General features: G+C 68.6%; 23 protein-coding genes. 4 read left to right on the plus strand and 19 right to left on the minus strand.

The genetic code is table 11. The features are described from left to right. Window positions 1-2 precede the first annotated feature (2 nt). From hisIE to hisS, 11 genes are all read right to left on the minus strand, one after another. Entirely contained in the window at window positions 3-623 is a 621-nt protein-coding gene (gene hisIE, locus AC5P7F_RS10285) for a bifunctional phosphoribosyl-AMP cyclohydrolase/phosphoribosyl-ATP diphosphatase HisIE (RefSeq protein WP_164077860.1), read from the minus strand. Continuing rightward, window positions 613-1,389: an imidazole glycerol phosphate synthase subunit HisF gene (gene hisF / locus AC5P7F_RS10290; protein ID WP_014646953.1), complete on the minus strand. Its 777-nt coding sequence runs from the start codon at window positions 1,387-1,389 to the stop codon at window positions 613-615. Before hisF ends, hisIE begins: the two co-directional genes overlap by 11 nt. Continuing rightward, the gene (gene hisA, locus AC5P7F_RS10295) at window positions 1,383-2,117 is read right to left on the minus strand and encodes a 1-(5-phosphoribosyl)-5-[(5-phosphoribosylamino)methylideneamino]imidazole-4-carboxamide isomerase (RefSeq protein WP_014646952.1); all 735 of its coding nucleotides are present in this window, start codon (window positions 2,115-2,117) and stop codon (window positions 1,383-1,385) included. The genes hisF and hisA overlap by 7 nt, the downstream gene beginning before the upstream one ends. Continuing rightward, window positions 2,114-2,716 (minus strand): imidazole glycerol phosphate synthase subunit HisH, encoded by a 603-nt coding sequence (gene hisH / locus AC5P7F_RS10300; RefSeq protein ID WP_032957991.1) that lies wholly within the window; start codon window positions 2,714-2,716, stop codon window positions 2,114-2,116. Before hisH ends, hisA begins: the two co-directional genes overlap by 4 nt. Continuing rightward, window positions 2,713-3,786, minus strand: coding sequence for a bifunctional histidinol-phosphatase/imidazoleglycerol-phosphate dehydratase HisB (gene hisB / locus AC5P7F_RS10305; protein WP_164077861.1), 1,074 nt, complete (start codon window positions 3,784-3,786; stop codon window positions 2,713-2,715). Before hisB ends, hisH begins: the two co-directional genes overlap by 4 nt. After that, window positions 3,783-4,877, minus strand: coding sequence for a histidinol-phosphate transaminase (gene hisC, locus AC5P7F_RS10310; RefSeq protein ID WP_049440829.1), 1,095 nt, complete (start codon window positions 4,875-4,877; stop codon window positions 3,783-3,785). Before hisC ends, hisB begins: the two co-directional genes overlap by 4 nt. Next, on the minus strand, window positions 4,874-6,169 hold the full coding sequence (hisD, locus tag AC5P7F_RS10315; protein WP_164077863.1) for a histidinol dehydrogenase: 1,296 nt from the start codon (window positions 6,167-6,169) through the stop codon (window positions 4,874-4,876). Before hisD ends, hisC begins: the two co-directional genes overlap by 4 nt. Continuing rightward, on the minus strand, window positions 6,166-7,077 hold the full coding sequence (gene hisG / locus AC5P7F_RS10320; RefSeq protein ID WP_032957997.1) for an ATP phosphoribosyltransferase: 912 nt from the start codon (window positions 7,075-7,077) through the stop codon (window positions 6,166-6,168). The genes hisD and hisG overlap by 4 nt, the downstream gene beginning before the upstream one ends. A 34-nt stretch (window positions 7,078-7,111) precedes the next feature. Beyond that, a complete protein-coding gene (locus tag AC5P7F_RS10325) occupies window positions 7,112-7,420 on the minus strand; it encodes a YerC/YecD family TrpR-related protein (protein ID WP_005416326.1) in 309 nt (102 codons plus the stop codon). 198 nt (window positions 7,421-7,618) lie between these two features. Continuing rightward, window positions 7,619-7,885 (minus strand): hypothetical protein, encoded by a 267-nt coding sequence (locus AC5P7F_RS10330; RefSeq protein WP_239510538.1) that lies wholly within the window; start codon window positions 7,883-7,885, stop codon window positions 7,619-7,621. Window positions 7,886-7,911: 26 nt separating this feature from the next. Further along, window positions 7,912-9,309, minus strand: a complete 1,398-nt coding sequence (gene hisS, locus AC5P7F_RS10335) for a histidine--tRNA ligase (RefSeq protein ID WP_049420211.1) — start codon at window positions 9,307-9,309, stop codon at window positions 7,912-7,914. A 129-nt stretch (window positions 9,310-9,438) separates the two neighbouring features. Between hisS and AC5P7F_RS10340 the strand changes: the two genes are divergently transcribed. Beyond that, entirely contained in the window at window positions 9,439-10,191 is a 753-nt protein-coding gene (locus AC5P7F_RS10340; RefSeq protein WP_010482595.1) for a Crp/Fnr family transcriptional regulator, read from the plus strand. Window positions 10,192-10,293: 102 nt separating this feature from the next. On the opposite strand, the gene thrC is transcribed toward AC5P7F_RS10340, so the two are convergent. From thrC to thrA, 3 genes are read right to left on the minus strand one after another with little or no spacing between them, the layout of a single operon-like run. Then, a complete protein-coding gene (thrC, locus tag AC5P7F_RS10345; RefSeq protein ID WP_164077555.1) occupies window positions 10,294-11,580 on the minus strand; it encodes a threonine synthase in 1,287 nt (428 codons plus the stop codon). Between the two features lie 29 nt (window positions 11,581-11,609). Next, window positions 11,610-12,524 (minus strand): homoserine kinase, encoded by a 915-nt coding sequence (locus AC5P7F_RS10350; protein WP_164077556.1) that lies wholly within the window; start codon window positions 12,522-12,524, stop codon window positions 11,610-11,612. Next, window positions 12,521-15,025, minus strand: coding sequence for a bifunctional aspartate kinase/homoserine dehydrogenase I (gene thrA / locus AC5P7F_RS10355; protein ID WP_164077557.1), 2,505 nt, complete (start codon window positions 15,023-15,025; stop codon window positions 12,521-12,523). Before thrA ends, AC5P7F_RS10350 begins: the two co-directional genes overlap by 4 nt. Window positions 15,026-15,052: 27 nt before the next feature. Between thrA and AC5P7F_RS10360 the strand changes: the two genes are divergently transcribed. Beyond that, complete coding sequence (locus AC5P7F_RS10360; protein WP_164077554.1) at window positions 15,053-15,373, plus strand: hypothetical protein; 321 nt, start codon at window positions 15,053-15,055, stop codon at window positions 15,371-15,373. Between the two features lie 9 nt (window positions 15,374-15,382). Here the strand turns inward: AC5P7F_RS10360 and AC5P7F_RS10365 are convergent, their stop codons facing one another. Both AC5P7F_RS10365 and AC5P7F_RS10370 read right to left on the minus strand, forming a co-directional pair. Then, a complete protein-coding gene (locus AC5P7F_RS10365; protein WP_032957678.1) occupies window positions 15,383-16,333 on the minus strand; it encodes a DMT family transporter in 951 nt (316 codons plus the stop codon). A gap of 167 nt (window positions 16,334-16,500) precedes the next feature. After that, window positions 16,501-17,196: a helix-turn-helix transcriptional regulator gene (locus AC5P7F_RS10370; protein ID WP_014646939.1), complete on the minus strand. Its 696-nt coding sequence runs from the start codon at window positions 17,194-17,196 to the stop codon at window positions 16,501-16,503. 103 nt (window positions 17,197-17,299) lie between these two features. Here AC5P7F_RS10370 and AC5P7F_RS10375 point away from each other — a divergent pair, with 103 nt between their 5' ends. Further along, complete coding sequence (locus AC5P7F_RS10375; protein ID WP_239510513.1) at window positions 17,300-18,106, plus strand: DUF6491 family protein; 807 nt, start codon at window positions 17,300-17,302, stop codon at window positions 18,104-18,106. Here the strand turns inward: AC5P7F_RS10375 and AC5P7F_RS10380 are convergent. From AC5P7F_RS10380 to AC5P7F_RS10390, 3 genes are all read right to left on the minus strand, one after another. Continuing rightward, window positions 18,103-19,155: a linear amide C-N hydrolase gene (locus AC5P7F_RS10380; RefSeq protein WP_014646937.1), complete on the minus strand. Its 1,053-nt coding sequence runs from the start codon at window positions 19,153-19,155 to the stop codon at window positions 18,103-18,105. The two genes, AC5P7F_RS10375 and AC5P7F_RS10380, sit on opposite strands and share 4 nt — an antisense overlap. A gap of 67 nt (window positions 19,156-19,222) precedes the next feature. Next, window positions 19,223-19,636 carry a DUF6691 family protein gene (locus tag AC5P7F_RS10385; RefSeq protein ID WP_164077559.1) on the minus strand — a complete coding sequence of 138 codons (414 nt, stop codon included), beginning with the start codon at window positions 19,634-19,636 and terminating at the stop codon, window positions 19,223-19,225. Then, on the minus strand, window positions 19,633-20,070 hold the full coding sequence (locus AC5P7F_RS10390) for a YeeE/YedE family protein (protein ID WP_164077560.1): 438 nt from the start codon (window positions 20,068-20,070) through the stop codon (window positions 19,633-19,635). The genes AC5P7F_RS10385 and AC5P7F_RS10390 overlap by 4 nt, the downstream gene beginning before the upstream one ends. 86 nt (window positions 20,071-20,156) lie before the next feature. Between AC5P7F_RS10390 and AC5P7F_RS10395 the strand changes: the two genes are divergently transcribed. Next, window positions 20,157-20,480, plus strand: coding sequence for an ArsR/SmtB family transcription factor (locus AC5P7F_RS10395; protein ID WP_032957672.1), 324 nt, complete (start codon window positions 20,157-20,159; stop codon window positions 20,478-20,480). The last annotated feature ends 3 nt before the right edge of the window (window positions 20,481-20,483 follow it).

Here is a 20,483-nt window from a genome sequence, read left to right on the forward strand (position 1 = left end):
CCTCAACGATGGCGTTTTTCCAGCACCGCGCGCGCATCATCCAGCGACAGCCCGCGCGCGCGCAGCAGCACCAGCAGGTGGTACAGCAGGTCCGACGCCTCGCCCAGCAATGCCTCATCATCCTGCGCCACGGCGGCCAATGCGGTCTCCACGCCCTCCTCACCCACCTTCTGCGCGATGCGGCGGATGCCGCCTTCAAACAGGCTGGTGGTGTAGCTGCCGGGAGGGCGCTGCGCGTCACGCATGGCCACCAGCTGGCTCAGCCCACCCAGGAAATCCTTCGGCGCCTGGTCGAAACAGCTCTCGGCACCGGTGTGGCAGGTCGGCCCGGCCGGGCGCGCCATCACCAGCAGCGTATCGGCGTCGCAGTCGACACGGATCGACTGCACCACCAGCACGTTGCCGGACTGCTCGCCCTTGGTCCACAACCGCTGCTTGCTGCGGCTGAAAAAGGTCATGTGGCCGATGGCCAGCGTAGCCGCCAGCGATTCGGCGCTGACATAGCCCAGCATCAGCACCTGCAGGGTATCGGCATCCTGCACCACGGCCGGCAGCAGGCCGTCGCCCTTGCCCCAGTCCAGCGCCTGCAGCGCATCCAGCGATGGCCTCACTTCAATAGACATCCCGCACCTCGATCTGCTGTCCGCGCAGGTAGCGCTTCAATTCTGGAATGGCGATGGCGCCGCTGTGGAACACACTGGCCGCCAACGCACCGTCGACGTCGGCCTGGTCGAAGGCGTCGGCGAAGTGCTCCATCGCTCCGGCACCACCGGAGGCAATCAGCGGCACCTGGCACAGCGCCCGCGCCTGCTGCAGCTGCACGACATCGTAGCCACGGCGCACACCGTCGCTGTCCATGCAGTTCAGCACGATCTCACCGGCTCCACGCCGTTGCGCTTCGACGATCCAGTCGAGCGTGCGCAGCGGCACCGCCTGGGTCTTGTCCGGATCGCCGCTGAAACGACGCACCCGCCATTGCCCGTCGGCCTCGCGCACCGAATCGACCCCCACCACAACGCACTGCACGCCGAACTCGTCCGCCAGCTCGGTGATCAGCTCCGGCCGGCCCAGCGCCGGCGAATTGATCGACACCTTGTCGGCACCGGCGAACAGCACGCGGCGCGCGGTTTCCACGCTGTCGATGCCACCGGCCACACAGAACGGAATGTCGATCAGGCGCGCGATGCGCTCGATCCAGGCGACGTCAACCGACCGTGCCTCGGGACTGGCGCCGATGTCATAGAACACCAGCTCGTCCGCGCCCTGGTCGCGATAGCGCTGTGCCAACTCGGCGATGTCGCCCATGTCGACGTGATCGCGGAAGCGCACGCCCTTGACCACGCGGCCATCGCGCACGTCCAGGCACGGAATGATGCGGCGGCTCAACATGCCAACGCCTCGCTCAGGTCCATGCGCTGCTCCAGCAGTGCCTTGCCGAGGATGGCACCGCCGCAGCCGGCAGCACGCGCCTCGGCCACATCGGCCACGTCACGGATGCCACCGGACGCCTGCACCGCCACACCCGGCAACAGCGCCGACAGGTGCTGGTAGAGGCTGATGTTGGGCCCGGCCAGCATGCCGTCGCGGGCGATGTCGGTGCACAGCAGATGGCGCATGCCGGCGCGCGCGTAGCGCCGGGCCAGGTCATCCAGGGTCACCCCGGCGTTCTCGGTCCATCCGTGCACCGGCAGCTGCCACTGCCCCTGTGCGTCCTGGCGCGCGTCCAGCGCAATCGTGATGCGATCGGCGCCGAATTCCTCCAGCCAGCCGACCACTTCATCGGGACGACGCACCGCCAGCGAACCCACCACCACGCGGCCGGCGCCAGCGTCGAGGATGCGCGCCACATCGTCGCGGCCGCGCACGCCACCGCCGGTCTGCACCTGCAGCGGGGTCTGCGCACGAATGGATGCCAACAGCGGCGCCAGCGTGTAGCCACCGGCCCGTGCGGCATCCAGGTCGACCAGATGCATCCACTGCGCGCCCTGCGCGGCGAAGGCCTGCGCGCGCGGCAGAGGGTCATCCCCATAGGAGGTTTCCTGCGCGTAGTCGCCCTGGCGCAGCCGCACCACGCGGCCGTCGCGGATATCCAGCGCGGGGTAGACGATGAAACTCATGCAGCAGTGCCCTCGAGGAAGTTGCGCAGCATCAGCGAGCCGGTCTCGCCGGAGCGCTCGGGATGGAACTGTGCGCCGTAGTAGCGCCCCTGCTCCACCACGGCGGTGAACAGGCCACCGTGGTCGCAGGCAGCGACGGTGTGGGTATTGAGCGGCGCCGCATAGCTGTGCACGAAGTAGGCGCTGGCGCGTTCCGGCACGCCCTGCAGCAACAGCGATTCGCGCAGCGGCAGCAGGCGGTTCCAGCCCATGTGCGGCACGCGGATGCCACAGGCCGGCACCAGCTTGCGTACCACGCCCGGAATCAGTCCCAGTGTCTCTACGCCCGCTTCCTCGGAGCGTTCGAACAGCAGCTGCATGCCAAGGCAGATGCCCATCAACGGCACCTCAAGTCGCTGCAGCGGTTCCACCAGGCCCTGAGCGTGCAGGCGCTGCATGCCGGGACCGGCGGCGCCGACGCCGGGCAGGATCACCCGCCGCGCACCAACCAGGCCGTCCGCATCGCGCACCAGCCGCACCGTCGCGCCCAGGCGCTCCAGTGCGTAGCGCACCGAGCCCAGGTTGGCGCCACCGGCATCGATCAGCGCAACATCGCTCACAACGCCCCCTTGGTACTCGGCAGTGCTGTGCCCTGCCGGGCCAGCGCCGGACGCAGCGCGCGCGCCAGCGCCTTGAAGCAGGCCTCCACCTTGTGGTGATCGTTGTCGCCGCGCACCTGCAGGTTGAGGTTCAAACCGCTGGCATCGCACAGCGAACGGAAGAAGTGCGGCACCAGCTCGGTCGGCATATCGCCCACGCGCTCGCGCTTGAACTCGCCCTCGAACACGAAATAGGGACGGCCGCTGAAGTCCAGCGCAGCGCTGGCCAGGGTCTCGTCCATGGGCAGGGTGAAGCCGTAACGGCCAATGCCGCGCTTGTCGCCCAACGCCTCGCGCAGGGCCTGGCCCAGGGCCAGCCCAGTGTCCTCGATGGTGTGGTGCTCGTCGATGTGCAGGTCACCCTCGGCCTGGATGTCCAGCGCGAAGCCGCCGTGCTTGCCGATCTGCTCCAGCATGTGGTCGAAGAACGGCAGGCCGGTGGCAATGCGTGCATCGCCCGCGCGGTCCAGGTCCAGCTCAACGCGGATCTTCGTTTCTTTGGTGTTGCGCTGGACAACGGCGGTGCGCGGCGCGTCGGCCAGCGCATGGGCGATGCCCGGCCAGTCCCACTCCCCACCAAACTGCGCGGTGCGCAGCTGGAAACCACGGATGTTGAGGTTGGCGGCAAACTGCAGGTCGGTGATCCGGTCACCGACCATGCCCGAGCGTTCCCAGTCGATGCTGCGGTCCTGCAGGTAGGCGGTCATCAGGCCGATGCCCGGCTTGCGGGTCGGCGCATTGTCCTGCGGCCAGCTGGAATCGATCAGCACGTCACGGAAGGTGATGCCCTGGCTCTCGAAGATCTGCAGCATCAGGTCGTTGGGGCCATCGAAGCTGGCGCGCGGGTAGCTGTCGCTGCCGAGGCCGTCCTGGTTGGTGACGATCACGAACTGGTAGCCGGCATCACGCAGCTTCAGCAGCGCCGGGATCACCTGCGGCACGAAGCGCAGCTTTTCGTAGGCGTCGATCTGGAAGTCGGACGGCTCCTCGATGAGGGTACCGTCGCGGTCAATGAACAGGATCGGGGTCATGCTGCGGCCCTCCGCGCCGACAGGGCCGCAAGCACGCGGTCATTCTCTTCGGGGCTGCCGATGCTGATGCGCAGCGCATCACCCAGCTGCGGCGCAGCGCGCTGGTCGCGCACCACCACGCCCGCAGCCAGCAGCGTATCGAACGCGGACTGGGGATCGGCGAAGCGGACCAGCAGGTAGTTGCCGGCCGAGGCATACACCCGGCACACGCCGGGCAGGCCGACCAGGGCTGCACGCAGGCGCTCGCGCTCGGCGATCACCGTGGTCACGCGCTCGGCGGTGCGCGCCAGCGCGGCCGGCTGCAGTGCCTGCACGGCCAGTTCCGCGCACGGCGTCGGCACCGGGTACGGCGCCTGGCAGCGACGCAGCAGGGCAATCAGCTCCGGGGCAGCAATCAGCGTGCCAACGCGGGCGGCCGCGAGCGCGTGCGCCTTCGACAGCGTGCGCAGCACCGCCAGATTGGCGTGCGCGGCCAGCAACGTGGTCGCCGACGGCCGTTGTGCATACTCGACATAGGCCTCGTCCACCACGACCAGCGCCTGCCCGCGCAGCGCAACCGCCACGCGCTCGACCTCATCCAGGGCGATGTCACTGCCGGCCGGGTTCGACGGCGCACACAGGAACACCAGCTTGGCACCCTGCGCCTTGGCCGCGTCGATCACCGCATCCAGATCGGTGCGCAGTCCATCCTCGCTGTCCACCAGCGGCACTTCAATCAAGGCGGCACCCTGCAGGCGTGCGCAGACGGCGTACATGCCAAACACCGGCGGCGTGACCAGCACGCCATCGCGACCCGGCACGCACAGCGCGCGCACCAGCAGATCAATGGCTTCGTCGCTGCCGCGACCGATCAGCAGCTGCTGTGGCGTCACGCCGTACAGCGCCGCCAGTCCCTCGCGCAGCGCGAGCGGCTGCGGCTCCGGATAGCGCCGGCTGCTGCCTGCGGGATCGGCCGCATTGGCCCAGGCCGACTCATTGGCATTCAACCAGACCTCGCCCTGCACCGCCGCGCTGCGTGCCGAGCTGTAGCCGGCGAAGGCCTGCAGGTCCGGGCGCACCAGTGCCAGCACCTCATCGATCGCCGCGCTCATGCCGCCACCTCCATGCGCAACGCAACGGCACGCTCGTGCGCATCCAGGCCTTCGGCACGGGCGATGATGCGCGCGCAGCCGCCGATCGCGGCCAGGCCGGCGGCGCTGGCGCTCTGCACGCTGATCAGGTTCTGGAAGCTGGCAACGCTCACGCCGCTGTAGGCACGCGCGGCACCGGCGGTGGGCAATACGTGGTTGGTGCCGCTGCAGTAGTCACCCAGTGCTTCGGGGGTGTAATCGCCCAGGAACACCGAGCCGGCCGCCTGCACCTTGTCCAGCCATGCGCGCGGATCACGCAGGGCAAGGATCAGGTGCTCTGGTGCATAGCGGTTGCTGATCGCGAACGCCTCGTCCAGCGCATCGACCTGCACCAGCCGCGATGCCGACAGTGCCTGGCGCGCGATCTGCTGGCGCGGCAGCAGGGCCACCTGGCGCTCAACCTCGGCTTCGACCGCCGCCAGCATCACGGCGTCGTCGGTCAGCAGCAGCACCTGAGAATCCGGACCGTGCTCGGCCTGCGACAGCAGGTCGGCGGCGACGAACGCCGGATTGGCGCCAGCATCGGCAATCACCAGCACCTCCGAAGGACCGGCAGGCATGTCGATGGCGGCGGCGCCGTCCTGTGCGACCTGCTGCTTGGCTTCGGTAACGAAGCTGTTGCCCGGCCCGAACAGCTTGTCGCAGGCCGGAATGCTGGCCGTGCCATAGGCCATCGCCGCGATCGCCTGCGCGCCGCCCAGCTTGAACACGCGCTGCACGCCGGTCAGGCGGGCGGCTACCAGCACTGCCGGATCGGCACTGCCGTCGGCGCGCGGCGGGGTGCACAGCACCACCTGCGGGCAACCGGCCAGCTGCGCCGGAACGCCCAGCATCAACGCGGTGGACGGCAACGGCGCGCTGCCAGCCGGTACGTACAGGCCCACCCGGCCGATCGGGCGCAGCATGCGTTCGCAGACCACGCCCGGCGCGGTTTCAACTGCATAGCCTTTGCCCATGCCAGCGGCGTGGAAGCGCGCAATGCGTTCGGCGGCGTCCACCATCGCCTGTCGCAGTTCGGCGGGCACGGCGGCTTCGGCAGCGGTGAATTCGGCTTCGGAAACTTCAAACGAGGCCAGCTCGACGCCATCGAAACGCGCCGTAATCGCACGCAGCGCATCGTCGCCCTGTGCACGCACCTGCGCGATCAGGGCCGCTACGGCATCGCGGGTCTGCTGCGCCACGGCCTGCACCGGGCGGGTCAATGCCGCGCTGCGCGCGGCCTCATCAAGTCGGGACCAGATCAGACGGTTCATGCCAGCGATCGCTCCACGCTCAGTACCATCAGGCCCTGCGCGCCCGCGCGCTCGAGTTCTTCCATGCGCTGCCAGCTCAGCGGGCCGGGGCACATGGTCTGCAGGCGCAGCGCGCCACCATCGGCCGGCAGCCGCACCAGCGGCTCGGCATCGGCCAGCAGCTGCGCCAGCGCGTCGACGCGATCTTCGCTGGCACGGAACATCAGCAGCTTGCGGTCCTGGCGCTGCACCACGCCGTCGAGGCGGCGCAGCAGCATCGCGCGCAGCGATGCACGTGCGTCATCCGGCACGCGCATCGCACCAGCCAGCACCGCCTCGCTGTCGAGCAGGTTGTGTACCGGGGTCAACTGGTTGGCACGCAGCGTGGCGCCGCTGGAGACCAGATCGCAGATCAGGTCGGCGGTACCCAGGCGCGGGGCGATTTCCACCGACCCGGACAGCTCGACCACCTGCGCGTCCACGCCCTGCTCCGCCAGCCACTGCTTGAGGATGGCCGGGTAGCTGGTGGCGATGCGGGTGCCGGCCAGCTGCGCCGGACCCTGCCACTGCCATTCCTCGGGCACCGCCAGCATCAGCCGGCACTGGCCGAAGCCCAGCCCGCGCAGCGCCTGGTAGGCGTCCGGCAGGCCGATCTGGCGACGCGCTGCGGCCTGCTCGTCCAGTTCATTGCGACCGACGATGCCGAGGTCGCAGACGCCATCGGCGATCAGGCCGGGGATGTCGTCGTCGCGCACCAGCAACAGGTCCACCGGCAGCGATTCGCCGTAGCAGAACAGCTTGTCGCGGCTTTCGCGCCAGCTCAGACCACAGGCGCTGAGCAGGTTGCGGGCGGGCTCGGCCAGCCGGCCACTCTTCTGGATGGCGATACGCAGCCGGTCTCGTGCCGGCGCTGCCTGGGTTGCACTCATGGGGGAGGTCTCGAAGTTCGGAACGGGGCGCGGATCAGCGCGAAGCAAGGCGGTCGATGGCGGCGGCATAGCCTCGATGGCCATGCTCGAGCGTGCGTGCCACCCGTCCGGTGGTGGTCACGCTGACGCCGGTGCGCTCGTGGATCTCGCGGTACGGCACGCCCTGCTGCAGCAGCGGCACCACCTTCCAGCGGTCGGCCATGGCCTCCAGCTCGGCCGGGGTGCACAGGTCGCGCAGGAATGCCTCGACCTGCTCCGGCTCGCGCAGCGCGGCAAAGGCCCGGGCCAGGGCTTCCAGGTCGGCCTTCGGGTCTTTGGCGGCAATCTCGGGGCGGGCTTTCACGGGGTCGGGTCCATGCATCAATGTAATAGCGCGTTAGTACATTAGCGCATTCTTGCGCAGTGCGTCAAATCGGAGCCTCATGGGGTCAGATCCGTTTTCCAAAGGAAAACGGATCTGACCCCTGGACCGGATGCCGGAAATGCAGAACGCCCACCAAAGGGCGGGCGTTCTGCTTTCAAATCAACAACCTGGCTCGACTCAGGGCAGGCAACGCACCTCCGCCTGCAGCGTCCCGCGCCGCAGGCACTCCCCGAACAGGCTGCCCTGCCGGCTCGGCAGGGACTGGATGTTCTGCAACGCCCCTGCACCCGCCGGGCACTTCCGCGAGGCCAGGGCCCGCAGGTCGCCCTCAAGCTGCGCGCGGTCGATCACGTGACAGCGATCAACCTGCAGCCGGTACTGCGCCGGGCCCAGCCGATCACTGCGCAGCACTAGGTCACTCTGGCAGCCCGCCAACAGGAGCACGGTGAGTACCCCTGCGACGGCCGGCTTCACATCATCGCCCTGGACTGTTCCAGCTCCACCAGCAGAGTGCTGGCCAGCTCGTCGCGCGACACTTCGAACTGCTGCTCACGCAGCAGGTCCTTTACCGCCACCACGCCGCGCGCGAGCTCGTCTTCACCCGCCAGCACCACGAAGCGGATGCCGGCCTTGGCCGCGTACTGGAACTGCTTGCCGATCTTCTTCGGCTCCATCTGCACTTCGGTATTGATGCCACCGGCGCGCAGGCGGCGCGCGATGTCCAGCGACTGCGGCATGCCCTGCTCGTCCATCAGCGCCACCAGCGCCTGCACGCTGCTGGCTTCGATGCCGTCGATCAGGCCCGCCTCGCGCAGCTGCCAGAACAGGCGCGACAGGCCGATGGAGATACCCACGCCCGGCAGCTTCGACTTGCTGTAGTGGCTGGCCAGGTCTTCGTAACGGCCGCCCGAACAGATCGAGCCGATCTGCGGGTGGTCGGTCAGCGTGGTCTCGTAGACGGTGCCGGTGTAATAGTCCAGGCCGCGCGCAATGGAGAAGTTCAGGCAGTATGCGGTTTCCGGCACGCCCAGCGCCTGCACCAGCTGCAGCACTTCGCGCAGTTCGGCGACGCCGGTACGCAGGATCTCCGAAGAACCGGCGTCGGCTTCCAGCGTGGCCAGCTGCGCCAGCGCATCGGCATGGCCCTGCGAACGCACAGCGACGAAGGCCAGGATCTTCTCGACCTGTTCTGCCGGGATGTTGAAGCCCTCGCCCACCAGCGTCTCGCGAACGTAATCGGCGCCACGCTTGTCCAGCTTGTCCACTTCGCGCAGCACCGCCAGCTGGCGCTCGCCTTCAGCCACGCCCAGGCTCTCGAAGAAGCCGCGCATCAGCTTGCGGTTGTTCAGCTGGATGCTGAAGTCACCGATGCGCAGTTCCGAGAACACCGCATGGATGACCGCCAGCACTTCAGCGTCGTACCGCACGCTCAGGCTGTCCTTGCCGATCACGTCGATGTCGCACTGGTAGAACTCGCGGAAACGACCGCGCTGGGCACGCTCGCCGCGGTACACGCGCTGCATCTGGTAACGGCGGAACGGGAAGGTCAGTTCGTGTTCGTGCTCGGCCACGTAGCGTGCCAGCGGCACGGTCAGGTCGAAGCGCAGCGCCATTTCCGGCAGCGAACGGTCGCCCGACTCGGCCGCGTTGGCCAGCGCGCCGGTGGACTGCACGAAATACACCTGGCGCTCGGTCTCACCACCGGACTTGGTCAGCAGCACGTCGGACAGCTCGAACACCGGCGTCTCCACCGGCAGGAACCCGAAGCGCTCGTAGTTGCGGCGGATGACGTCCAGCATGCGCTGGAACGCAATCTGCTCGCGCGGCAGCAGCTCAAGGGTGCCGGGCGGGGTACGGGGCTTGATCACGGGCGGAACTCCTGCTGGAACGGGACGTGGGAGGGGGCAACATTCTAGCGCCCCCGCCTCCGGCAGGGTCGAACGGCCGCTTGAAGTATCATAAGGCCCTCCCCGCCCGCGATACGCCCCCCCCGCAACATGTCACGGCCTTCCGGCGCTCCGCCCGCCACCAACGATCCCGCCTCGCCGTCCTGCACCACGCTGGACTGCCTGCACTGCTCGGTTCGGCACCTTGCGGTGTGCTCGGCGCTGTCGCCAGACGAAGTGCAGGCGCTGGAACAGGTCACCGTCTCGCAGCAGGTCAGCATGGGCAGCACGCTGGCACGCACCGGCGAAGAGCGCGACCATGTCTATACATTGACCGCAGGCGCACTGCGCCTGGTGCGCACCCTGGCCGACGGCCGGCGCCAGATCAACGGTTTCGTGCTGCCCGGCGACTACCTGGGCCTGAGCGGCAGCGACCACCATCGCTACGACATCGAGGCCATCGCCGACAGCCGCGTGTGCCGTGTCGCGCTGCCACAGATGAAGGCCCTGCGCAGCCGCTTCCCGCACCTGGAGCGCAAGCTGCTGCAGCGCGCCTGCCAGGAACTGGATGCCGCACAGGATGCTGCGCTGGCGCTGGCACGCCTGCAGCCGGCCGAGAAGCTGGCCGATTTCCTGCTGCGCCTGGCCGCGCGCGAGGCCAAGCTGGGGGGCGACGGCCTGCGCGTGTCGCTGCCGATGGGGCGCGGCGATATCGCCGACCATCTGGGCCTGACCATGGAAACGGTCAGCCGCACCTTCACCAAGCTGCGCCAGCAGGGGCTGATCGCCCTGCCCCACCTGAACGTGGTGGAGATCCTCGACGAGGATGGGCTGCGCACGCTGGCCGGTGAAGGGTTGATCTGACCGTATCGCGGTTGGTTGGGTTGCCGGCCAGCGGCCGGCACTAGCGGAAGGATGCAACACGGGTAGTGCCGGCCGCTGGCCGGCAACCGCCTCCATCTGCGATCAACGCAGCAACACCTCGCGCAACGCCGCGTAATCTGCCGCCAATGGTTCGGCGTGCGCCGGTCGCTGCAGCAAGGCATCCAGCGCAGGTGGCACCGCCACCGTTTCGCCGATCAGCGGCTCGACCACAGCCTCGAACTTGGCTGGATGCGCCGTAGCCACCGCCGCCCAGTCGCCCTTGGCACCGCGCGCGCGCAGATCCTGCAGCACCTTCACCGCCGTCGCCGTGTGCGGGCAGAACAGCTCGCCGCGGCTGGCATGCGCTGCGGCAATCGTCGCGCGGATGGTCACGTCATCCACTGCGAACGCGCGGAAAGCTGCACGCAGTTCTGCGTCGTCGCCGTGGTAGAGCCAGCGCAGTCGCTCGAAGTTGCTCGGCGCACCCACGTCCATTGCATTGGCCACCGTCGCCACACTGGCCTGCGGCTGGTAGTCGCCACCATTGAAGTACGCCGGCAGCACGGCATTGGCATTGGTGGCCAGCACGATCTGGCCGATCGGCACGCCCAGCGCGCGCGCCAGCACGGCCGCCATCGCGTTGCCCAGATTGCCGGTCGGCACCACCAGGTTGAGCCGGCGACGATGCGCGGCGTAGTGGGTCAACGCTGCATGCGCGTAGTAGCTCATCTGCGGCAGCAGTCGGCCCAGGCTGATGCTGTTGGCCGAGCTCAACGGCACCTGCGCCTGCAGTTCGCGGTCGGCCAGCGCCTGCTTGACCATCGCCTGGCAATCGTCGAATGCGCCCGTCACGTGCAGGGCCTGGATGTTGTCGCCGAAACAACCGAGCTGATGCGCCTGGCGCGGAGACACGCGACCCTCCGGATACAGCACCACCACGCGCACGCCCGGCTGGCGGTGGAAGGCCGCCGCAACGGCGGCACCCGTATCGCCGGACGTGGCGACGACGATCGTCAGATCGCGATCCTTGCCGACCTGCAGCCGCGACAGCGTACCGGCCAGGAAGCGCGCGCCGATATCCTTGAATGCCGCCGTCGGCCCATGGAACAGCTCCAGCACATGGTCACCCTCGCCGAGCGCACGCAGCGGCACCGGGAAGTCGAACGCTTCGCGGCAGATCCCCGGAAGCGCAGTCTCGAGTGCATCGCCCGCAAAGAACGGTGCCAGCAGATCGGCGGCGGTATCGGCCAGGGTCGCCCCGGCCTGCAGCTCGCGCGCGGCCGGCAGAAGCGCGGGAACATACAGCCCGCCATCGGGCGCCAATCCGGCGGCGATCGCCGCGCTGAGGCCAACGGCGGGCGACTGGCCGCGGGTCGAAACAAATTGCATGGGATCGGTTTCCAGAGAAGGGGAAGGATTCAGCACAGCCGGGCTCCCGGCGCATCCAGCGGCGATACCCAGGCGTCACTGTCGAAGCCGGCCGCAGCGAACGCTGCCTGCACCGGCGCCACGGCGGCGCGGGCCTGGTCGGCATCCTCGAACCAGGCGAACACACTGGGTCCGGCACCGGAGATGCCCGCACCCATTGCATGGGCCGACAGCGCTGCATCACGGGCGGCCTCGAAGCCGGCAATCAATCCGGCCCGTCGCGGTTCGACCAGCACGTCGCGCAGTCCCGCGCGTACCAGCGTCGCATCACTGTGATGGCAACCACTGAGCACCAGCGCGAGGTTCGCGCTCTGGGCCACGAACTCGCCCAGCGCATAGCTGCCCTGCAGGGCCTGGCGGGCACGGCGCGTTTCCAGCACCGCATGCGGATGCACCAGCAGGCTGTGCCAGCTGGCAGGCACCGGGACCGGCAACAGGCGATCGGCCGTACACAGCGCCAGGCCACCCAGCAGCAGCGGGCCGACGTTGTCACCGTGACGGCCACCACTGGCCACCGCCTCACCGTCCAGCGCGTAGGGGTACAGCGCCTCGCGCGGCAACGGGGCCTGCAGCAGCGCATTGGCGGCGACCAGCGCCGCGACACTCGACGCTGCCGAACCGCCCATGCCGGAACCGAACGGGATGCCCTTGTCGATCTCGACTGCGAAACCGAAATCCAGGCCCAGGCCTTCGCGCAGCGACATCAGCGCAGCCCCGGCGGTGTTGCCGGCGGCGTCCAGTGGCAGCGCGACGGCACTGCCACGGATCGCATCGATCCGCACCGCCGGCTCGTCGATGCGGCGCACGCTCACGGTATCGCCGATACCGGCAATGGCATGGCCGAGAATGTCGAAGCCCACTGCCACGTTGGCCACCGAGGCAGGCGCGAACGCACGTGCGATCACAGCCGCGCTCCTTCACCGGCGGCGACCCGCAGCAGGTCCGCGAACACACCCGCTGCCGTCACCTCCGGACCCGCACCCGGCCCCTGCACCACCAACGGGTTGTCGCAGTAGCGACGGGTGCGGAACTGCACCACGTTGTCGGTCAGCCGCAGGTTGGCGAAGGCATGATCGGCCGGCAGTTCCTGCAGCCCCACCGAGGCGCCGTCGGCACCCAGCTGTGCCACATAGCGCAGCACCGCACCACGCGCCCGCGCATCCTGCAGGCGTTGCAGCAGGCTGGCGTCGGACTCGCCCAGCCGCGCCATGAAGTCATCCACGCTGCCCTCGCGCAGCAGCGCCGGCACCAGGCTTTCCACTTCCACCTGCTCAAGACTGAGCGCGTGGCCGGCTTCGCGGGCCAGGATCACCAGCTTGCGCGCCACGTCCACGCCCGAAAGATCGTCACGCGGGTCCGGCTCGGTGTAGCCCATCGACCGCGCCTGCGCGACCAGCTGCGAGAATGGCTGGCTGCCATCGAAGCGGTTGAACAGCCAGGCCAGCGTGCCGGAGAAGATGCCTTCGATGGCCAGCACCTCGTCACCGGTATCGACCAGGTCACGCAGCGTGGTGATCACCGGCAGGCCCGCGCCCACCGTGGCCTCGTAGCGGAAACGCGCACCACTGGCCGCCGCCGCGGCGCGGATGCGCTGGTAGCGCGGCAGCGGCCCGGCGCCGGCCTGTTTGTTCGGGGTGACCACGTGGATGCCGGCTGCCAACCAGCCCTCATAGCGCTCGGCCACCTCGGCACTGCCACTGCAGTCGATCACCACCGCATGCGGCAGGTGCGCGGCCAGCAGGTGTTCGGTGAAGCGATCCAGATCGCTGGGCTCACCCGCCTGCTGAAGGGCTTCGCGCCAGTCGGCATGCAGCCCATCCGCATCCAGCCGCATGCGCGAACGCGAGGCCAGTGCGCGCAGGCGCAGGTCGACATTGGCCTTGGCCAGCAACTGCGGGCGCGCGGCCAGCAGCTGGTCCAGCAGCGCGGCACCGACGTTGCCAGGCCCGATCACGCCCACCGCGAAGGTCTGCGGCGACAGCCAGAAGCCGGCATGCGCGGCGCGCAGGGCGCGGGTGGCATCGGCACTGTCCACCGCCACCGAAATGTTGCGCTCGGACGAGCCCTGCGCGATCGCCAGGATGTTCACCTGCGCGCGGCCCAGCGCCTCGAACAGGCGCGCCGCCACGCCAGGTTGGCCGGCCATGCCGTCGCCCACCGCCGCCAGGACGCTGACGCCCTCGCTGACCTGCACGCGCTGCACCTGGCCCACCGACAGCTCATGCGCAAACGCATGCAGCAGCGCCTCGCGGCCACGTGCAGCTTCGGCGGCGCGCACCACGCAGCAGATCGAATGTTCCGACGAACCCTGCGAGATCATCACCACCGACACCTGCGCCTGGCGCAGGGCAGCGAATACGCGCTCTGCAGTGCCTGGCACGCCGATCAGGCCGGTGCCTTCCAGGTTCAACAGGGCCAGGCCCGGGCTCAGGGTCAGGCCCTTTACCGGCCCACGCGGCGAGCGCTCGGCACTGATGCGCGTACCCGGATGCGCCGGTTGGAACGTATTGCGGATGAAGATCGGCAGGCCCAGGCGGATCGCCGGCGACATCGTCTGCGGGTGCACCACTTTGGCGCCGAAGTAAGCCAGTTCGCAGGCCTCGTCGTAGCTGAGCGATTCGAGCTGCACGGCTTCGGGTACCAGCCGCGGGTCGGCTGACAGCACGCCGTCGACGTCGGTCCAGATGTGCAGTTCATCGGCATTGAACAGCGCGGCGAAGATCGCGCCGGAGTAGTCACTGCCGTTGCGGCCCAGGGTGGTGATGCGGTCATCACGGTCACGCGCGACGAAACCGGTGGCGACCAGGCGCGGCTGCGGATGCTGCAGGCGCCATTGCGCGAGGCGGTCGGCGCTGGCTTCCCAGTCGACATCGACGCCCAGCTCGCCATGCCCGACCACCAGCACATCGCGCGCATCGAGCACCGCACAGTCTTCGCCCAAGGCGCGCAGGTGGGTGCCAAGCAGCTGCGCGGAGAACACTTCGCCCAGGCCCTGCACGCGGTCCAGCACCTCGCGCGGCAGCTCGCCGATCACCGCCAGCGCCGCCAGCACTTCGGCCAGCTGATCGAAGCGGGCGTCGATCCATTCGATCGTCTCGCCGACCTGCTCGCCCAGCAGCGCCACGGCGGCGCCACGGTGGCGCGCGCGCAGGGCATGCCAGGCCTCGCGCCAACCCTGGTCACCCTTTGCCGCCAGCTGCGCGAGATCGATCAGCGCGTCGGTGACCCCCTTCATCGCCGAGACGACAGTGACCTGCAGCGACTCAGGACGGGCCAGCAGCAGGCCGGCAACATGGCGATAGCGTTCGGCATCGGCCACCGAGGTGCCGCCGAACTTGTGCACGACAGTGGACGGTGCAGCCAGATCGGCCGGGGCAACGGGATGGGCGGGGGCGTGGGAAGACATGCAGACCTCGTTAGGAGGCCCCGTCGCATGCAGGTGTCGAGTTTCCCCGTCACCTGGATGGTGCGGGGCCGTGGTTTTCGGGAGTTACACGAAGACGACGGGCCGCACCAGGGCAGTGGTGACGGTGGTGGTGGTAATGGTGGTGGTGGCGACCGGCGCAGTCGGACGGCCCGCAATGGCGGGGGCGATCAGGCTGGCGTGGGCGGCATCAAGGACCATGACGCACAGAAAACACTGTGCGCCGGTCCGCTGTCAAGTGCTGCGATGCAAAAAATCATTGCGGCGATCATCGGCCAACGTGCCGGCATTTGGTTGCATCTGAGACCAAGCCGACATCAGCACGCTTGACGCCCACATTCAGCCTGCATGTTCGGCGATCGCCCGTGGCGAGCGATGGGCATGCGCGCACAGCATCACGCCGGCCACCAGGAACACGATCGCCAGCGCCTCCAGCAGCGAGGGCCAGCGCTGCTGCCAGGCGAAGGCATACGCCAGCGCGAACAGCGTCTCGAACACGATCATCTGCCCGGTCAGGGTCAATGGCAACAGGCGGCTGGCACGGTTCCAGAACGCGTTGCCGAGGATCGAGGCCACCACTGCCACGCCGGCGCTGATCGCCCAGAAGCCACTCCACTGCGCCGCGGTGTGGGTACCGCTGTGGCCGATGAAGGCCATCGGCACCAGCAGCAGGGCCAGGCCGCCAGTGGTGACGCCGGTCAGCAACGACCAGTCGTGGCTGGACAGGTCCGGCCGGCGCGCCAGCCAACGACTGTTGCCGATCGAGTACAGCGCCCACGAGAACAGCGCACCGAACGCACAGAGCAGGCCAATCAGGCGCTGCCGCCACGGTGTTGCGAGGTGTTCGGACATCAATGCTTCCCAGCCCACCAGCGCCACGCCGAGCACGCACAGGCCCAGCGCCGGCAGCAGCTGCTTCAACGGCACCGCGCCCTGCTCGCGCACGCCAACCACAGTGACCACCACCGGAATCAGGCCGACAATCAATGACGCCGCCGCGCCACCGGCCCACTGCACCGCCGTGGCCAGCAGCAGGAAGTACACCAGGTTGCCGGCCAGGCTCAGCCACAGCAGCCCGAACCATTCGGCGCGGCCCAGCCGCGGTGCCAGCCGCTTCCAGCGCGGCAGCAGCAGAGCGATGGCAATCAGGCCATAGACCAGGTAGCGACCGGCGGACAGTTGCAGGGCATTGAACGACTGCAGCACGGCGGGGGCGAGAAAGACCACGCCCCACAGCGCGCCAGCGGCAACGCCATTGGCGATGCCCAGGGCCATCGGGTTGTTGCGCATTCGGGTTCTTCGGGGGAAGAGAACGGGCCGCGCAGTGTAAGCGCTGGCCAGCGGGCGCTCTTGACCGAGGCTATTGCCTTGTCATCTCTGTAGAGCCGAGCCAATGCTCGGCTGCGATTGGCCGCTGTGCAGATAAGGGCAGCCGAGCGTGGGCTCGGCTCTACAGGTCAGATGGCGCCCCTGCGCCAGGCGGCCGGCGTCTGCCCGCACTCACGACGCAGCGCACGGGTCAGTGCACTCTGCTCGGAATAGCCTGCCGCCAGCGCGATATCGCTGATCGGCGCCGCACTGGTACGCAGCTGGTGCTTGGCCCAACGCAACCGGCTTGCACTGAGCCAGGCCTGCGGGCTCAGCCCGAACTCCCGCTGGAACAGCGCATGCAACCGGCTTTCGCTGACACCGACGAAGGCGGCCATGCGTGCTACCGGCCACGCCTGGCCCGGATCAACCTGCACCGCCGCGCACAGGCCCTGCAGGCGCGCACCACTGCCCGCCGGTGCGAACACCTGGAGCAGCTGCGGCAACAGGGCCGGCAGTGCCTGGCCCTCACACACCTGCGCCAGGCGCTGTCGCAGCGCCAGTGGCAGATGCAGCCAGCGCTGGCGGCACAGGTGTTCCTGGGTACCGTCATCGAGCACACCCGGGGGGCAGTCGACGATCACGAAAGCATTCGGGCCATCGGCCATCTGGTCGTGTGCTTCGCCAGCCGCGACGAAGGCCCCCTGCAGCAGGTCCAGGCGACCACCGCGGCCTTGCATCTCGAACTGCAGTTCGCCCTGCAGCGGCAGCACCCACTGCGCGTAGTCATGACGGTCCAGGCCGGTGGCCTGGCCGTAGTGCCGCAGGTGGAAGATCGCGCCCATATGACGAGTGTGCGCGTGCTGGCATTTCCCTGCAACGCGGCCCCGGCACCGGCCATGCTATGTTCCAGCCAGTTACAGACGCAGGGATGGCAGGATGAACAGCATGATCCGATTGCTTCCGCTGGCACTGGCCAGCGCCTTACCCCTGGCCGCCCTGGCCCAGGCGCCATCCGCGCCATCGGCCGCCGAGCGCATCGCACCTGCACCGCACTGCCTGGACGCACGTGACGTACGCCAGGTCGAGCAGGAGACACCGACCGCCATCGCGGTCCGTGATGGCAGGGGCCAGGCCTTCCGCATCGACTTCAGCGCAGCCTGCCCGGGTGTCAACGAAGCCAGCGCACTGCGGCTGGAGGCGCCTTCGGGCTGGGCCTGCGGCCGCCCCAGTGAACAGGTGATGGTGGATGGCCGCCGCTGCGGCGTCGGCAGTGTCACCCCCATCGACAACCGGGAGTTCGCCAGCACCGCTCGCCAGAGCAGTCGCCTGTACGCGGCCACCCTGCCGCCGGTGAACGTGACCGCCACAGGCAAGCCCAGCCGTGGCGGCAGCAGCCCGCGCCATACCTTCCAGGCCTCGCCAGCGTTCTGCTTCGCCACCCGCCATGTGCGCAGCTGGAACGAGGATCCGCAAGGCGTGGTGGTGGAGACCAATCCGCGCCGCAATGGCGGCAATCGCTACTACCGCGTCGAACTGGCCGGCAGCTGCTCGATCCTGGCCGGGGCGACCTCGGTGGAATTCCAGTCCGGTTTCCAGAACGGCCTGATCTGTGGCAATCCGGGCGATCGCATCGTGGAGACGCCGTCCGGAATCCCCGGCGACATGCGCGCCAGCACGCCGCGCTTCGCCCGCCCGGGCTGCAGCGTGCTGGCGGTCTATCCGAAGGACGCGCCGGACCAGGCCGCGCGCTAGCCGTCCACGCCGAGGAAGGCGAACGGTGCACTGGGTACGAAGTGACCCAATGCATCGCCGGCGAACGTGTTGCGCTGGTCCTTGCCAAGGTCGAGCTTGAGCACCTGGCCGCCGAAATCGACCTTGTTCAGATCGATCCAGAAGGTGTTGGGGGTCAGCGCCGATTCGAAGAAGTACAACCGCCGCTTGTGGTCGGCCACCGTGCGCCAGCGCGTCGATGAGATGTTCGGCTCGCCCGGCGTGGTGATGCCATACGGCACCGACGCATTGCGGATCACGCTGAACACGCTGGCCAGCGCTTCCACCGGGTCCTCGGCCTTGGGAATGGCGTTGATGTAGAACGACGCACGCGCGAAGCGGTCGGACGAGCGGTTGGTACCTGGCAGCATCACCGTGCCACCGATCTGCTGCCAGTAGCTGTTGAGTGCCAGCTGCTGCTCGAAGATCGGCGAGTTGGTCATCACCTGGTAGCGCCGGTCATGGTGGATCACCTGGCGCCCCCCGATGTACTCGACGATGGCACTGTCGCCGCTCGCGTCGGACAGCGACAGATGCAGCGTTGCCTGGCGGTCCTCGCCCGGCACCTTGTCGGTGACGATCGAGTACGGCTCGCGCTTCAGCGCCGCCACTGCCTCATCCACGGTCGCGAAATTGTCCAGCACATACTGCGCCCACAGCGAGATCGCCAGTCCCGGCTTGTTGCCGCGCTGCTGCGGATACTCCGATTCGACCAGCCACAGCAGGTTGGCCACCAGGCCCTTCTCGTTCATGCCATCGGTGGTCGACACGTCGTAGCCGGTGGCCACCACCGAACCATAGCGCGCTGTCCAGGCCAGCGACTTCGGTCCGGCCTGGCCGGTGCGCGCGATGCCGCGCGGCAGCACATAGAGGTTGGTCGCCACGTCGACCTTCCAGTCCATCGAGCGTGCGGTGATCACATCACCGTTGTCACCCAGGTACACCGCGCGCGTGCAGGCCAGCGCCGGTGCCACCGCAGCGGCCAGTGCGACCGCCAGCATTGCCCTGCCCGTCCACTTCATCCGTACCATGTCGTTGTGCTCCTTTCCCCGTGAACCCCGGATCTGACCGCACGCAGGGTGACACAGGGGTGAAGCCTCAGCGTACGACCCGATCGTGCAGCCAGAAACCTGCAAGCATTGCAGGCACGAACCACAGCGTTTCACGCGATGCGACTGCCAGCCCGGCGATGGCCGGTCCCGGGCAATAGCCAGCCCATCCCCAGCCGATACCGAACAGTGCGGCACCCAGCAGCAGGCGCGCATCGACATCACGCGCACTGGGCAGCTGGAAGCGCAGCGCGAACCACGGCTGCGCGCGGCGCAGCACCCAGCGCTGGCCGACCGCACTGACCAGCAGCGCCGAGCCCAGCACCCACACCAGGGTGGGATCGAAATCACCCGCAATGTCGAGGAAGCCGAGCACACGGCGCGCGTCGGTCATCCCCGAAAGCGCCAGCCCCGCACCGAACAGCGCACCCGCCGCTGCCGCGGCCCCTGTCGCGCGGCTCATGCCAGGCCTCCGCCGTGGCGGATGAGGAACGTCGTCAGCATCGCGCAGGCCATGAACACCAGCACCGCCAGCAGCGAGCGCTTCGAGCCGCGAGCCATGCCACAGACGCCGTGACCACTGGTACAGCCACTGCCCAAGCGGGTGCCGAAGCCCACCAGCAGGCCGGCGCCGATCAACTGCCAGGCAGGCAAGGCATCGCGCAACTGAACCCGCGGCGACGCGTCGGGCAGCGACTGCCACCACAGCACCAGCCCGGCCGCCGCGAGCAGGCCAGACAGGAAGGCCCAGCGCCATCCGCGCTCGCCTTCCGCTGCGCGCAGACTGCCTGCGGCGATCCCGCTGATACCGGCCACACGCCCGAGGGTGGCGAGCAACAGCACTGCGGCGGCGCCGATCAGCCCACCGCCGGCCACCGCAGTCCACGACAGGTTCATGCCCTGCCCTCATTCACGCCTTTCATGGGATTGCCCTTTTATTTAGATTTATCTAAATTAGACACATCTAAACAAAAAGGTCAACCATGCCCAGCACCCCGCTCGACAGTGCCGCGATGGCCAAGCACGCCGCGCAGGCCGCTGCCCTGCTCAAGCGCCTGGCCCATCCTGCCCGCTTGCGCGTGCTGTGCCGCCTGGTCGAAGGCGAAGCGCCGGTACCGGAGCTGCAGGCGCTGACCGGATTGAGTGCGTCCGCGCTGTCGCAGCACCTGGCTGTGCTGCGCGATATGGACATCGTGGCGACCCGGCGCGAAGCACAGGCCATCCACTACCGCATGCAGGAAGGGCCCGCATTGGGCGTGCTGCAGGCGCTGCATGCCGCCTATTGCGGCGGCGGCACCTCGGGCTGACGC

The organism is Stenotrophomonas sp. YJH_SMC_105-26 (assembly GCF_059368915.1).

What these genes read in the sequence shown, in the direction of transcription:
- AC5P7F_RS10365 (WP_032957678.1), bottom strand. Translation starts at nt 16,333, where the DNA reads ATGCGCAACAACCCGATGGCCCTGGGCATCGCCAATGGCGTTGCCGCT.
- AC5P7F_RS10380 (WP_014646937.1), bottom strand. Translation starts at nt 19,155, where the DNA reads ATGGTACGGATGAAGTGGACGGGCAGGGCAATGCTGGCGGTCGCACTG.
- hisF (WP_014646953.1), bottom strand. Translation starts at nt 1,389, where the DNA reads ATGTTGAGCCGCCGCATCATTCCGTGCCTGGACGTGCGCGATGGCCGC.
- hisC (WP_049440829.1), bottom strand. Translation starts at nt 4,877, where the DNA reads ATGAGCGCGGCGATCGATGAGGTGCTGGCACTGGTGCGCCCGGACCTG.
- hisA (WP_014646952.1), bottom strand. Translation starts at nt 2,117, where the DNA reads ATGAGTTTCATCGTCTACCCCGCGCTGGATATCCGCGACGGCCGCGTG.
- hisG (WP_032957997.1), bottom strand. Translation starts at nt 7,077, where the DNA reads ATGAGTGCAACCCAGGCAGCGCCGGCACGAGACCGGCTGCGTATCGCC.
- thrA (WP_164077557.1), bottom strand. Translation starts at nt 15,025, where the DNA reads ATGTCTTCCCACGCCCCCGCCCATCCCGTTGCCCCGGCCGATCTGGCT.
- AC5P7F_RS10385 (WP_164077559.1), bottom strand. Translation starts at nt 19,636, where the DNA reads ATGAGCCGCGCGACAGGGGCCGCGGCAGCGGCGGGTGCGCTGTTCGGT.
- AC5P7F_RS10340 (WP_010482595.1), top strand. Translation starts at nt 9,439, where the DNA reads ATGTCACGGCCTTCCGGCGCTCCGCCCGCCACCAACGATCCCGCCTCG.
- AC5P7F_RS10390 (WP_164077560.1), bottom strand. Translation starts at nt 20,070, where the DNA reads ATGAACCTGTCGTGGACTGCGGTGGCCGGCGGTGGGCTGATCGGCGCC.
- AC5P7F_RS10395 (WP_032957672.1), top strand. Translation starts at nt 20,157, where the DNA reads ATGCCCAGCACCCCGCTCGACAGTGCCGCGATGGCCAAGCACGCCGCG.
- AC5P7F_RS10370 (WP_014646939.1), bottom strand. Translation starts at nt 17,196, where the DNA reads ATGGGCGCGATCTTCCACCTGCGGCACTACGGCCAGGCCACCGGCCTG.
- AC5P7F_RS10360 (WP_164077554.1), top strand. Translation starts at nt 15,053, where the DNA reads ATGCAGGTGTCGAGTTTCCCCGTCACCTGGATGGTGCGGGGCCGTGGT.
- hisB (WP_164077861.1), bottom strand. Translation starts at nt 3,786, where the DNA reads ATGACCCCGATCCTGTTCATTGACCGCGACGGTACCCTCATCGAGGAG.
- thrC (WP_164077555.1), bottom strand. Translation starts at nt 11,580, where the DNA reads ATGCAATTTGTTTCGACCCGCGGCCAGTCGCCCGCCGTTGGCCTCAGC.
- AC5P7F_RS10375 (WP_239510513.1), top strand. Translation starts at nt 17,300, where the DNA reads ATGATCCGATTGCTTCCGCTGGCACTGGCCAGCGCCTTACCCCTGGCC.
- hisIE (WP_164077860.1), bottom strand. Translation starts at nt 623, where the DNA reads ATGTCTATTGAAGTGAGGCCATCGCTGGATGCGCTGCAGGCGCTGGAC.
- hisD (WP_164077863.1), bottom strand. Translation starts at nt 6,169, where the DNA reads ATGAACCGTCTGATCTGGTCCCGACTTGATGAGGCCGCGCGCAGCGCG.